Below are 13,695 nucleotides of genomic sequence, written 5' to 3' on the forward strand. Positions count from 1 at the left end.
AGCTTGCACACTACCGCGCAAGCACTTTTTCCCTTCTTGGGAGGATTTTCTCCAGCCGGTAGGAAGAGCCGCTGTGCGACCCCACGTTACTGCGGTCCCTCATCTGTAACTTTAGTATCACGAGACGTGAAACACCAAGTTTCCGCGATCAGGAATCGCCCTCTTCTTTTTCTTTGCTGTCGCCCTGCTCAGGTTGCCCACCTGCAGCTTCCTCACGTGACTCCGAGGCGGCATCTGTCCGGCGGCTGCGCAGCCGCTCCAACACCCACATGACTGGGCCGGAAAAGGTATAGACGATCGCAATCGTCAACAGAACTCGAGGCGGGTCTATGGTCACCAGGAAGAAAATCAGGATGACGGCCAGCATCATTACAAAGGGCACCCGCCCCTTGAAGTCGAGCTTCTTGAAGCTGGAGTAGCGGAAGTTGGACACCATCAACAGGCCGGCAACCAGGGTCACCAGCGCAGCGATGACCGACAGGCCGGTTCCCACCTCAACGTCGTGCCCCGCCCAGACCATGCTGGCGACGATGGCCGCCGCTGTCGGACTGGCGAGCCCGATGAAGACGCCTTTATCTACCGTATCTACCTGGGTATTGAAACGGGCGAGCCGCAGCGCAGCACAGGCGGCATAGAGAAATGCCGCCGCCCAGCCAAACTTGCCGAGATGCCCCAGCGCCCAGCTGAACGAAACCAGCGCCGGCGCGAGGCCAAAGGAAACCATGTCGGACAGGGAGTCGTACTGGACACCAAAGGCGCTCTGCGTATCTGTCAGCCGGGCGACCCGGCCGTCCAGCCCGTCGAGGATCATGGCGACAAATATCGCGATGGCCGCCGCTTCAAAATTGCCGTTCATGCCAGCAACAATGGCGTAAAAACCACTGAACAGGGCGCCGGTAGTAATCAGGTTGGGCAGCAGGTAAACGCCGCGGGCCCGGACCTTCTTGCCACTGGCGGAAACCTCTTCCTCTACATGCTCGTCGACCGGCAGCCGGATCTCTTCCGCATTGCTGTCCGCAGGGGCGGCCTGGCCTTCGCGCTTATTGGCTTCCCGATTATCGCTCATAGCTTCTCCATAAATGCGTTTTGCCGCGGGCGAGTGTACAGCGATTAACAATAGTGCGCACGAAGCGTCGCTGCCACTTGGCCGCCGGGCACCATTTCCCGCACACAAAAAAAGCGGCGGGGTTACCCCCGCCGCTTTTTTCACCGACTTACAAGATCAGCTGTTGCCTTCGGTCTTGTCGATAATCTTGTTGGCCTTGATCCAGGGCATCATATCCCGGAGCTTGGCGCCCACCTGCTCGATCTCATGTTCGCTGCCAATACGGCGTTCCGCTTTCAGGCGCGGCTGCCCGGCCAGGGACTCGAGCATGAAGTCCTTGGCGAACTTACCGGTCTGGATGTCTTTCAGGACACGCTTCATTTCCGCCTTGGTTTCTTCCGTGACAATGCGCGGGCCGGTCACGTAATCGCCGTACTCCGCAGTATTGGAGATGGAGTAGCGCATATCGGCAATGCCGCCCTGGTACATCAGGTCGACAATCAACTTCAGTTCGTGGAGGCACTCGAAGTAGGCCATTTCCGGCGCGTAACCCGCTTCGGTCAGGGTTTCAAAACCGGCCTGAACCAGTGCGGAGACACCGCCGCAGAGCACCGCCTGCTCACCGAACAGGTCGGTCTCGGTTTCTTCGCGGAAGTTGGTCTCGATAATCCCGGAGCGGCCGCCACCGTTGGCAGAGGCGTAGGACAGTGCGAGTTCCTTGGCCTTGCCGGAAGCGCTCTGGTAGACCGCAATCAGGGTCGGCACGCCGCCACCTTCCAGGTAGGTTGAGCGCACGGTATGGCCGGGGCCTTTCGGCGCGATCATGATTACGTCGACATCCTTCGGCGGCTCGATCAACTCAAAGTGCACGTTGAAGCCATGAGCGAAGGCCAGGGCGGCACCCGACCGCAGATTCGGCGCCACCTGTTCGCGGTAAACGGCCGCCTGGTACTCGTCCGGGGTCAGGATCATAACGACGTCGGCGTCTTTTACTGCATCGGCGACTTCCGCCACTCGCAGACCGGCCTTTTCCGCCTTGGCCCAGGAGCTGGAGCCTTTGCGCAGACCCACCACGACATTCTTCACACCGGAATCTTTCAGGTTGTTGGCGTGGGCGTGACCCTGTGAGCCGTAGCCGATGATGGCCACGGTTTTCTGCTGAATCAAAGAGAGGTCGCAATCTTTATCGTAGTAAACTTGCATCATTCGCTTCCTATTTACACTCAATCAAATACTTAAGACTTTTTCACCACGGGCTATGCCCGACACTCCGGAACGCACGACTTCCATAATGGTGTGTTCGCCCAAGGCCTGTAAAAAAGCGTCCAGTTTTTCGCCAGTACCCGCTACCTGCACCGTATACATATTGCTGGTGACATCCACGATCTGGCCGCGAAAAATATCCACACTGCGCTTGACCTCATCGCGCTGCGCACCGGTAGCGCGCACCTTCACGAGCAGCAACTCGCGCTCGATATGCGCACCTTCCGTAAGGTCCACCAGCTTCACGACATCGATCAGCTTGTTCAGGTTCTTGGTGACCTGCTCGATCTTGTGATCGTTGCCGATGGTGACCAGGGTCAGGCGCGAAAGGGTGGCGTCCTCGGTAGGGGCCACCGTCAAGCTTTCGATGTTGTAGCCGCGCTGGGAGAACAGTCCTACCACGCGGGACAGAGCACCGGGTTCGTTTTCCATCAGAACTGAAATTATTCTGCGCATCGTCTTACTTCCCTAGGTCCGCTCCGTCTTGCTCAGCCACATATCCCGCATGGAGCCGTTGGGCATCACCTGCATGGGATAAACGTGCTCAGACGGATCCACGTAGACGTCGATAAAAACAGTGCGATCCTTGATCGCAAACGCCTCGTGCAGCTTGTCGTGCAGCTCCTCGCGTCGCTCGATCTTCATCCCCAGATGGCCGTAGGCTTCAGCCAGCTTGACGAAGTCCGGCAGCGACTCCTCGTAGACACTGTTCGACAGGCGCCCTTCGTACTGCATTTCCTGCCACTGCTTCACCATGCCCAGGGCCTGGTTGTTCAGGCACAGGATTTTTACCGGCAGGTGATACTGCGTGGCCGTCGACAGTTCCTGGATACACATCTGGATACTGCCCTCGCCGGTTACGCACACCACTTCACTATCCGGGTGCGCGATCTTCACCCCCAGCGCCGCCGGCAGGCCGAAGCCCATGGTCCCGAGGCCACCGGAATTGATCCAGCGGCGCGGCTTGTCGAACAGGTAGTACTGTGCGGCGAACATCTGGTGCTGCCCCACGTCGGAAGTGACGAAGGCGTTCCCCTCGGTGATGTCGTAGACCGCCTTGATCACTTCCTGCGGCATGATCATTTCGCCATCGGTGCGATAGCGCGGTGCCGCGTAGATACCGTGGCGCTCGCGCCAGTCGTCGATTTGCCGCCACCAGTCGACAATGGCCGACTGATCCGGCTCGTCGTCCGACGATTTCAGCATCTCCAACATCTCGCCCAATACCGACTGCACCGTGCCGACGATCGGCACATCGGCGACGATGGTCTTGGAAATGGAGGCAGGATCCACATCGATATGAATGATCTTGGCACCGGGGCAGAACTTGCCCGGCGTATTGGTAACACGGTCGTCGAAGCGGGCACCCACCGCGAGAATGACATCGGCGTGATGCATGGCCGTGTTGGCCTCAAACGTCCCGTGCATACCGAGCATGCCCAGGAAGCGCTTGTCGCTCCCGGGGTAGGCACCGAGCCCCATCAGGGTATTGGTCACCGGGTAATTCAACCGCTGTGCCAGCGCGGTCAGCAGCTCGGCACCATTGCCCTGCACGACACCGCCGCCGGCATAGATCACCGGCCGCCGGGCAGACAGCAACAGGGCGACAGCCTTGCGGATCTGGCCACTGTGGCCCTTGCCCGCGGGGGTATAGGAGCGCATGCGCAGCTTTTCCGGATACTCGTACGGGAAGCGGTCCGCCGGGTTGGTGACATCTTTGGGTACATCGATCACCACCGGGCCGGGCCGTCCGGTGCTGGCAATATAGAAAGCTTTCTTGACGACCTCGGGAATATCCTCGGCGCGCTTCACGAGAAAACTGTGTTTCACGATCGGCCGTGAACAGCCGACCATATCTGTTTCCTGGAAGGCGTCCTCGCCGATCTTGTCGGAAGTCACCTGGCCGGAAATCACCACCATAGGAATCGAATCCATATAGGCAGTGGCAATGCCGGTAATCGCATTGGTCGCCCCGGGGCCAGAGGTCACCAGCACCACACCGGTCTTGCCGGTGGAGCGGGTATAGCCATCCGCCGCATGGGTCGCGCCCTGTTCGTGGCGCACCAGCACATGCTTGATTTCCTTCTGGCGAAAGATCGCGTCATAGATATGCAGCGCCGATCCGCCGGGGTAACCGAAGATCAGGTCGACCCCTTCATCCTGCAGCGCGCGAACCAACATATCGCCGCCGGAGAGTAATTCCACTGAAGCCCCCTCATTTTTCCTGTTTGGTAGGATATTCATCACGCAAAAAGGCAAAAACCGCCAGTTGACGAGAAGCCAGATGGCGATTGTAAAGGAAATTGATGACAAATATCAGCCTGTAGCGCATATTCATGTCGATTTTTAGGATAACTTCATCGACAGGGGTTAAACGCGCCAATCCCGCACCGGGCAATCGGGTGTCCTGAACGGGGTTTGCAGGCCTCCAGGTGGGGAGAGCCGTCTCGGCAGGGTGGGGCAAGCGTTTGGCTCGCCGGGGGATAGAAACGGGGCCGCGGGGTGTGCGGATACATCTACTCGCCGAGTGATGGCCTGATTCTCCAAACTGAGCCCCGCCTGTCAATAGAGAGGCAGAGGCGATTGGCGAAAGTGTTAAAGCGGTTGTAGGCAAGCAGTCGCAGACCGGTACAATGGCAGTAACTATTACAACATCTAAAGCAGATTGAGGGTCCCCAATGCGCATCGCTGTCGCGATTCTGATCTCGAGCCTGGCGATTTCCGCCCAGGCCGACGGCATCTACAAGTGGGTGGACGACCAGGGGGTGGTGCACTTTGGTTCACAGCCACCGGAAAAAGGCGAGGTGGAAGTGGTCAAAAAACCCAAATCAGCCCGCTTCAAGCAGTGGCAGTCCGAGCAGCAGGCATTACAGGCAGAGAAGGATAGCGATGCTGAAGCCCTCGAGCAGAACACGACAGCCGCAGCGCCTGCCGCCAACCCGGAACAGAAAAAAGCAGACACTGGGATGAGTAAAGCCGAGCAGGCCGTGCGGGCACAGCGCTGCCGTATGGCGCAGTCCAACCTGCAGGAACTCAATACCCATGCCCGCGTGCGCGAGATTGGCAGCGACGGCAAGATGCGGGTACTGCCGGAAGAGGAGCGCCAGGCGCGCATCCAGCGCGCGCAGCAGGCCATCCAGATCAACTGCTAGCCGCAAAACGGTTGCCGGGCGCCAGTACCGGCAACCGCCCCTCCCCCAACTCTCACGATTTGAAACACGGCCATCTGCATCACACCGTCTGAGGCGACGGGCCCTCCCCTGCATCATCGTGCGCCTTTTCGTTCTGATAATCGCGCCCCAGGTAGAGATACATCGCCGGCACCACAAACAGGGTAAACAGGGTGCCGATGGTCATCCCGGTCGCCACCACCAGCCCCATCGCAAAGCGGGCGCCGCCGCCGGGGCCGGCCGCCAGCAGCAGCGGCACCATCGCCAGCACCAGCGACGCCGTCGTCATCAATACCGGGCGCAGGCGAATGGCGGCTGCCGCTTCGATTGCCGCGCGCTTGTCGCGGCCGCTTTCCTGCAATTTATTGGCAAACTCCACGATCAGGATGCCGTGCTTGGAAATAACCCCAATCAGTGTCACCAACCCCACCTGAGTGTAAATATTGAGCGTCGTCAGGCCGAGGCTGACAAACAGCATTGCGCCGCAGACACTCATCGGCACCGTCACCAGCATGATCAGCGGATCCCGCCAGGACTCAAACTGGGCCGCCAGCACCAGGTAGATCACGATCAGCGCAAAGAAGAAAGTGACCACCAGTTGCGAGCCCTCGGTCTTGTACTGGCGCGACTGCCCGGCATAGTCGATGGAATAACCCCGCGGCAGAATGTCGCGGGCCGCCTGCTCCAGCACACCGAGAGCCTCACCCAGAGTGATACCCGGGCGCGGTACCCCGGAAATGGTGACCGCATTGAGCTGCTGAAAGCGTTTCAGCTGTTGCGGCTCCACCGTCTCCCTTAGGGTTACCAGTGTCGACATCGGGACCAGATCGCCGTTGCGCGCGCGTATGTAGTACTGCTCCAGCTGCTCGCCAGTCAGACGCTCGCGACGCACCACCTGCGGGATCACCTTGTAACTGCGGTTGTCGAGGGAGAATCGGTTAACGTAGGCCCCGGACATCATGCCGCCGAGTTCGCGGCTGATATCCGCCATGTCGACGCCGATAGAGGCGGCCTTGTCGCGGTTGACCATGACTTCCAGCTTGGGCTTGTCGATCTTCAGGTCCGAGTCGACGAAAATGAATTTGCGGCTGGCCAAAGCCCTTTCCATGATTTCATTGGAGTAGCTGGCGAGGTTTTCCATCGGCTCGGTAGCGCCGATCACAAATTCCACCGGCAGGCGCCCGCCGGCCGTGGGCAGGCTGGGGGGCACCACCACCGCCACCTTGAGCCCGGCAATCTGCACCACTTCCCCGCTGATGATGTTCTGCATCTGCGTGGTGTCTTTATCGCGCTTGTTCCAGGAGTCGAGTACAAAGCCGGCGATGGCACTGTTGGAGGCATTGCCGGCGCCGCCGACGCCGTTGAGCAGGAACAGGTTTTCCACCTCCGGGTGACGCTCGGCTATGACGTTCAGTTCCCGCGTAAAGTGCTCCAGGTAATCGATAGTGGCATAGGAGTCTGCAGAGGCAATGGTCAGTACGAGGCCGCGGTCCTCTTTCGGCTCGAGTTCACTCGGCGACGCGATAAACAGGAAGTAACAGCTCACCAACACGATCAGCCCGAACACGAGAATCACAAAACGGTATTCGAGTGCCCCGTGCAGCCTCCGCTGGTAGCCGTGCTGCAACCGATCAAACTGGTGTTCGAGCCATCGCTCCAGGCGATTACCGCCGCCCTTGTGTGGCCGCAGAATCTTCGAGCACATCATCGGCGACAGCGTCAGCGCCACCACACCGGACAACAGCACTGCACCGGCGAGCGAAAAGGCGAACTCCACGAACAGAGTTCCGGTCAGCCCGCCGAGAAACCCGATGGGCAGGTACACCGCGATCAGCGTCGTGGTCATCGCTACAACCGGCCACGCCAACTCACGCGCCCCGCGGATCGCCGCATCCCTGGGCGCCATGCCCTCCTCGATATGCCGGTGCACGTTTTCCAGCACAATGATCGCGTCGTCGACGACGATACCGATGGCCAACACCATTGCCAGCAGCGTCAGCAGATTGATGGTGAATCCCATCAGCAACATCAGGAACAGCGCCCCGACCAGCGACAGCGGCACCGCGATCGCAGGGATGACAACACTGCGCAGCGAGCCGAGAAACAGGTAGATCACCAGGATGACAATCAGTATCGCCTCGATGATGGTCTTGACGACTTCATTGATGGAGTCCTGGATATACTCGGTGCTGTCGTAGGGGATTTCACCCTTCATGCCCTGGGGCAGCTGTGGAAAGATTTCCTTCTCCAGCTTGTCCCGCACCACGCGAATCACATCCAGGGCATTCGCATCCGGTGCGACCTCCACCGCGATAAAAGTAGCGGAGCGGCCATTGAAAGTGACCGACGTATCGTAGGACTCGGAACCCAGCTCTACGTCGGCCACGTCGCCGAGACGCACGATACGATCGCCATCGGCGCGCACGACCAACTGACGGAAGGCCTCTGCCGTGCCGATATCCGTATCTGCGGAGATTTCCAAGGTGACCATGGTGCCCTTGGTACTGCCCACCGCCGACAGCACATTGTTCGCCCTCAGCGCGGCACTGACATCTGCCGGCGTCACCTCCTGGGCGGCCATGTCCTGCGAGCGCAGCCAGATGCGCATGGCAAAAGTGCGGTTGCCGAGTAGACGCGCGCGCTGCACGCCGGCGATCGTCGTTAGCTTCGGCTGTACCACGCGGGTGAGATAATCGGTGATCTGGTTGTTATCGAGGATGTCCGACGAGAACGACAGATACATGGCCGCCACCGTCTGCCCCACCGCCATCTCCACGGTGGAATCCTCGGATTCGTCCGGTAGTTCACTGCGCAGCTTGTTAACTTTGGCCACAACCTGGGTGAGCACATCGTTGGCCACGTAGTCCAGGCGCACATAGGCCTGGATGGTCGACACGCCCTGCACGCTGGTGGAAACCATGTAATCAATGCCGTCGGCCGTGGCAATTTCCTGCTCCAGCGGCGTGGTAATAAAGCCCTGTACCAGATCCGCGTCGGCCCCGACATACACGGTGCTGACGGTAATCACCGCATTTTCCAGTTTCGGGTACTGGCGCACATTCAACTGGGTGGCGGCGCGCAACCCGAGCAGCAGAATGAACAGGCTCACCACTGAGGCCAGTACCGGCTTGCGAATGAATATTTCGGTAAAATTCACGCGCGGCTCCCGCTGGACTCAACTGTTTTCCGGCTGCGGATTTTTCTCCGCCGGCGGCTCGTTGGCATTGTTGATGATGACCGCACCATCGTTGCGCAGTTTGAGCAGGCCACTGGTGGCCACCTGTTCGCCCTCTTTCACGCCGCGCAGGATTTCCACCAGGTCGCCGCGCTCTTCACCGAGTTTCACCACGCGTTTCTGCGCAACCAGGCCATCGCCCTGCTTGTTTTTGACCAGAACGAATACCGCATTGCCATAGGGGGCAAACTGAATGGACGTGCGCGGCACCACAAGTACGCGCCGCTCACCGGCGAGATCGACTGTGACGTCCGCGTACATGCCCGGGCGCAGCTTCTGATCGGGATTCTGCAGGGTTGCCTGTACGAGAAAGTTGCGGCTGGCTGGATCAACTTGTGGATCAATTGCGGTAATCCGCCCAGGGAATGCCTGCTGGGGAAAGGCGCCGGTATGGATAGAGACTGGCAACTCCAGCTTGACCCGCGCAAAGTGGCGCTCGGGCACGGCGAAATCCGCGAAAATCGGATTCAGCTGTACCAGGGATACCACAGGGTCACCGGGACTAACATTTTCGCCCAGATCGACCTTGCGCACCCCCAGGCGGCCGGAGAAAGGCGCGACGATATTCCGCTTGGCGATGGTTGCCCGCTGCACTTCCAGACTCGCCAGCACCTGCTCGAGCTGGCTCTGGGTAGCATCCAGATCCGCATCCGTAGTGACACCTCTCGCGTGCAATTCCTTGGTGCGCTGGTTGTTGCGTCGCGCCAGCAGTAACTCCGCCTGCAACACCTTGAGCTGCGCCCTTTCCGGTTTCGCCTCCAGTTCCACCAGCAGCACACCTTTTTTTACCCGGTCGCCGGACTCGAAGTGAATGGCGCTGACGACACCTTCTGCCTGGGTAGTGACGTCCACGCCGTTGACTGCACGCAGGGAACCCACCGCCGACAATTGCTGGCGCCAGGTCTGGAATTCCGCCGGCGCCGCCGTTACCGTCGCCGGCGGCAGCGGCATATTGTCAAACGCCTTGTTCATCATGTATTTGCCGAATATCTTGAAGGCAAACACACCGCCGAACAGCAGCAGGCAGCCGAGCAACATCCACAGCATCGGCTTGTTGATGACACGTTTCACACCAGCCACAAAAAATTCCGTTTCCTCGTCGCGCAGATCCTCGACGGGAGCACGGGGCGCAGAAACTCGCCGACCGATCGCGCAATCCGTCGCAGACAGGATAGGCAAGTCTCGGCACCTGCGCGGTGGAGAAAAGATGAATGGAGAAAAATTCGGGAACGGGAGTTAGAGAATAGGGAAAAGAAAACTGGCGGCCGGAATCGGCCGCCAGTCAGCCACTTCACACAGCTACTTGTTGAATACCGCCCTGTCGCCTTCCAACGTGGCGTGAATGGTATCGCCGGGGACAAATTTCCCCGACAGGACATCCTGCGCCAGCGGATTTTCCAGCCACATCTGAATCGCACGCTTGAGCGGGCGGGCACCGTAGACCGGATCGAAGCCCACATCGGCGAGTTTGTTCAGCAGGTCTTCCGACACCTCCAGCTTGAGATCGCGGTCCGCCAGGCGCTTGCGCAGCTGGTCGAGCTGAATCTCGGCGATAGCGCGTACTTCGGATCTCGCCAACGGGTGGAAAACCACTACCTCATCGATTCGGTTAATGAACTCCGGTCGGAAATGATCGCCAACTACATCCATTACCGCACTCTTCATCTGCCGGTAGTGAATTTCGCTGTCCAGTTCATCTTCATCACGGGCACTGGCGTATTTCTGGATCAGGTCCGAGCCCAGGTTGGACGTCATCACCACCACGGTGTTGCGGAAGTCTACCGTGCGTCCCTGCCCGTCGGTCAGGCGCCCGTCTTCAAGTACCTGCAGCAGGATGTTGAATACGTCCGGGTGCGCCTTTTCCACCTCGTCCATCAATACCACCGAATAGGGTTTACGCCGCACTGCTTCGGTGAGATAGCCGCCTTCCTCGTAACCGACATAGCCGGGGGGCGCACCAATCAGGCGCGCAACCGAGTGCTTCTCCATAAATTCCGACATATCGATGCGCACCATGGCGTCTTCGGTGTCGAACAGGAACTGCGCCAGCGCCTTGCACAGCTCGGTCTTGCCCACGCCGGTGGGGCCGAGAAACAGGAAGGAACCGTTGGGCCGATTGGGATCGGCCAAGCCGGCGCGGGAGCGCCGCACCGCGTTGGCCACGGCACTGACAGCCTCGTCCTGTCCGATTACGCGGCCGTGCATTGCCTCTTCCATGCGCAGCAGTTTTTCCCGCTCGCCCTCGAGCATTTTGGAAACCGGGATACCGGTCCAGCGCGACACCACTTCCGCCACCTCCTCGTCGGTGACGCGGTTGCGCAGCAGGCGCGGTTCTTCGCTGGGCTCGTCGCTCCCTGCTGATTGCAACTGCTGCTCCAGCTGCGGAATCACCCCGTACTGCAATTCGGACATACGGGTCAGGTCGCCGGCGCGGCGCGCGGCCTCCATATCCAGTTTGGCCTGCTCCAACTTTTCCTTGATATCGTGACTGCCGGCGAGCTGCGCCTTTTCCGCCTTCCAGACCTCCTCGAGGTCCGAGTACTCCCTTTCCAGTTGCTGGATTTCCTCTTCCAGCTTGGCCAGGCGCTTTTTCGTCGCCTCGTCGTCTTTGTCTTTCTTCACCGCCTCGCGCTCGATCTTCAACTGGATCAGGCGGCGCTCCAGTTTGTCCATGGATTCCGGCTTGGAATCAATTTCCATGCGGATACGGCTCGCGGCTTCATCGATCAGGTCGATGGCCTTGTCCGGGAGCTGGCGGTCAGTAATGTAACGCTGGGACAGTTTTGTCGCGGCAATGATCGCCGAGTCGGTAATATCCACGCCGTGGTGCACTTCGTAGCGCTCCTTCAGTCCGCGCAGGATGGCAATGGTGTCCTCTTCGGTGGGTTCGTCGACCAGTACTTTCTGGAAGCGCCGCTCCAGCGCCGCGTCCTTTTCAATATATTTGCGGTATTCATCCAGTGTCGTGGCGCCGACGCAGTGCAGCTCGCCGCGCGCCAGCGCCGGCTTGAGCATATTGCCCGCATCCATCGCGCCCTCGGCCTTGCCGGCGCCGACCATGGTGTGCAGTTCATCGATAAACAGGATGACTCGCCCCTCCTGTTTCGACAGCTCGTTCAGCACCGCTTTCAGGCGCTCTTCGAATTCGCCGCGGAACTTGGCCCCGGCCAACAGCGCACCGAGATCCAGTGACAGCAGTCGCTTGTCTTTCAGACCCTCGGGCACCTCGCCATTGACAATGCGCTGTGCGAGCCCCTCGACAATGGCGGTCTTGCCCACGCCCGGCTCACCGATCAGCACCGGGTTGTTCTTGGTGCGGCGCTGCAGTACCTGAATGGTGCGGCGGATTTCGTCGTCGCGACCGATTACCGGATCCAGTTTGCCCGCCACCGCGCGCTCGGTGAGATCGAGGGTGTATTTGTCCAGCGCCTGGCGGGCTTCTTCGGCATTGGGGTCGTCGACTTTTTCCTCACCGCGTACCTTGTCGATGGCGGCCTGCAGTTGTTTGACGTCGCCATTGGCGTTGAGAATCTTGGAGATCTCGCCGGCGGCCGAATCAAACGCCGCCAACAGTACCGTTTCGCTGGCGATAAAACTGTCGCCATTTTTCTGCGCGCGCTTGTCCGCCAGATTGAACAGGCGCATCAGTTCCTGCGACATACCCACATCGCCGGTGGGTGAGCTCACCGTCGGCAAACTGTCGAGGCGCTTGGCCAGATCATTGCGCAGGCCGTTGAGATTGAAACCGGCCTGGGAAAGAAACGCGGGCACGCTGCCATTGTTCTGGTTTAGCAGCGCCTGCAACAGATGCTCCGGATAAATCTGGTTGTGGTCGCGCCCCACGGCAATGGACTGCGCATCGGCAATCGCGGCCTGCAGTGGGTTAGTCATTCGATCAATGCGCATGGAAAAATTCTCCCCTCAATCAAGGCAATGGGAAACCGGCGACGAGAAACATAAAAGCGCCATTTCGGCGCCGTACTCTCAGTGTAGTGCGGCCGGGAAACGCATGAATAAAATAGGGGCGCTCGGGGAGTTTTCAATGATCTGGATCAATCGGCGCAACAATCCGCGGGCCAATCGGCTGACGGCGACGTTTGTGATCGAGATCTATGCGCCGAGATTCGGTGAAGGCCACCGGCACAGCCAGGCACCGTGTTTAAAGGATTCTGCCGGGGCGCATGCCCCGGCCGGTCAGGATGCCTGCAGCCAGATCAGTGAGGCCATGCGGCCGGTGATTCTGTCGCGCCGGTAGGAATAGAAGTAATCGGGTTCGCTGACCGTGCAGCGATCACCGCCGTAGATATCGGCAATGCCCAGTTGCCGCAGCTCGGCACGTGCAAGGCCGTAAATATCCGCGAGAAAATGCAGCGGTTTCTGTACATGGGGGCGGAAGCACTGGGCGATAGCCTCCGTGTGCTCGCCGTCCAGTGCATGCTCAAAGAAGGTTTCCAGCACGTCGACACCGGTTTCGAATGCCCGCGGACCGATGGCCGGGCCCAGCCAGACCAGCAATTCTTCCGGCGCACAGTCCAGCGCCGCCACTGTCTCGCGCAGTATGCCGCCGGCCAGACCACGCCAGCCGGCGTGGGCGGCGGCCACACGTGTACCGGCACGATCACAGAACAGCACCGGCAGGCAGTCGGCAGTGAGCACCGCGCACACGGCGCCGGGAGTGCTGGCGGTACTGGCATCGGCGGTGCGCACCAATCCATCGGTCCGGGCCGTTACTACCCGGTCGCTGTGGATCTGCTCGAGCCACTGGGGCTCGGCGGGCAACTGCAGCTCGTCGCACAGCTGCCGGCGATTGGCCGCGACTGCATCGGCATCATCGTCCACATGGCTACCCAGATTGAACGACGCGTAAGCACCGGCGCTGTGGCCGCCGGTACGCAGGCTGGTGGCCGCGCGCACATTAGAGGGAGCGGGCCAGTCGGGGATCAGGTAGTGCTCGGCGGCCATTCAGTATCCTTGGTCGTCGC

The 13,695-nt window shown here is 60.0% G+C and carries 10 protein-coding genes; 1 reads left to right on the forward strand and 9 read right to left on the reverse strand.

Annotation, left to right across the window (positions count from 1 at the left end; translation table 11 throughout):
- Positions 1-148: 148 nt before the first annotated feature.
- The 5 genes from pssA to IG168_RS19650 all read right to left on the reverse strand — a co-directional run bounded on the left by pssA (position 149) and on the right by IG168_RS19650 (position 4,706).
- A complete protein-coding gene (gene pssA, locus IG168_RS19630) occupies positions 149-1,066 on the reverse strand; it encodes a CDP-diacylglycerol--serine O-phosphatidyltransferase (RefSeq protein WP_193166315.1) in 918 nt (305 codons plus the stop codon).
- A 156-nt stretch (positions 1,067-1,222) separates the two neighbouring features.
- The gene (ilvC, locus tag IG168_RS19635) at positions 1,223-2,248 is read right to left on the reverse strand and encodes a ketol-acid reductoisomerase (protein WP_193166407.1); all 1,026 of its coding nucleotides are present in this window, start codon (positions 2,246-2,248) and stop codon (positions 1,223-1,225) included.
- Positions 2,249-2,272: 24 nt separating this feature from the next.
- A complete protein-coding gene (gene ilvN / locus IG168_RS19640; RefSeq protein WP_193166316.1) occupies positions 2,273-2,764 on the reverse strand; it encodes an acetolactate synthase small subunit in 492 nt (163 codons plus the stop codon).
- A 12-nt stretch (positions 2,765-2,776) separates the two neighbouring features.
- A complete protein-coding gene (locus tag IG168_RS19645) occupies positions 2,777-4,513 on the reverse strand; it encodes an acetolactate synthase 3 large subunit (protein WP_193166317.1) in 1,737 nt (578 codons plus the stop codon).
- A 10-nt stretch (positions 4,514-4,523) separates the two neighbouring features.
- A complete protein-coding gene (locus tag IG168_RS19650) occupies positions 4,524-4,706 on the reverse strand; it encodes a hypothetical protein (protein ID WP_193166318.1) in 183 nt (60 codons plus the stop codon).
- A gap of 280 nt (positions 4,707-4,986) precedes the next feature.
- Here IG168_RS19650 and IG168_RS19655 point away from each other — a divergent pair, with 280 nt between their 5' ends.
- Entirely contained in the window at positions 4,987-5,460 is a 474-nt protein-coding gene (locus IG168_RS19655) for a DUF4124 domain-containing protein (protein ID WP_193166319.1), read from the forward strand.
- Between the two features lie 79 nt (positions 5,461-5,539).
- Here IG168_RS19655 and IG168_RS19660 read toward each other — a convergent pair whose 3' ends face one another.
- The 4 genes from IG168_RS19660 to pgeF all read right to left on the reverse strand — a co-directional run bounded on the left by IG168_RS19660 (position 5,540) and on the right by pgeF (position 13,675).
- Entirely contained in the window at positions 5,540-8,635 is a 3,096-nt protein-coding gene (locus tag IG168_RS19660) for an efflux RND transporter permease subunit (RefSeq protein WP_193166320.1), read from the reverse strand.
- A gap of 18 nt (positions 8,636-8,653) precedes the next feature.
- Positions 8,654-9,793: an efflux RND transporter periplasmic adaptor subunit gene (locus IG168_RS19665; protein ID WP_319024765.1), complete on the reverse strand. Its 1,140-nt coding sequence runs from the start codon at positions 9,791-9,793 to the stop codon at positions 8,654-8,656.
- Positions 9,794-10,012: 219 nt separating this feature from the next.
- Positions 10,013-12,619, reverse strand: coding sequence for an ATP-dependent chaperone ClpB (clpB, locus tag IG168_RS19670; protein ID WP_193166321.1), 2,607 nt, complete (start codon positions 12,617-12,619; stop codon positions 10,013-10,015).
- A gap of 288 nt (positions 12,620-12,907) precedes the next feature.
- Positions 12,908-13,675 carry a peptidoglycan editing factor PgeF gene (gene pgeF / locus IG168_RS19675; RefSeq protein WP_193166322.1) on the reverse strand — a complete coding sequence of 256 codons (768 nt, stop codon included), beginning with the start codon at positions 13,673-13,675 and terminating at the stop codon, positions 12,908-12,910.
- Positions 13,676-13,695 lie beyond the last annotated feature (20 nt).

Source organism: Microbulbifer hainanensis (assembly GCF_014904735.1).
Classification (GTDB): Bacteria; Pseudomonadota; Gammaproteobacteria; order Pseudomonadales; family Cellvibrionaceae; genus Microbulbifer; species Microbulbifer hainanensis.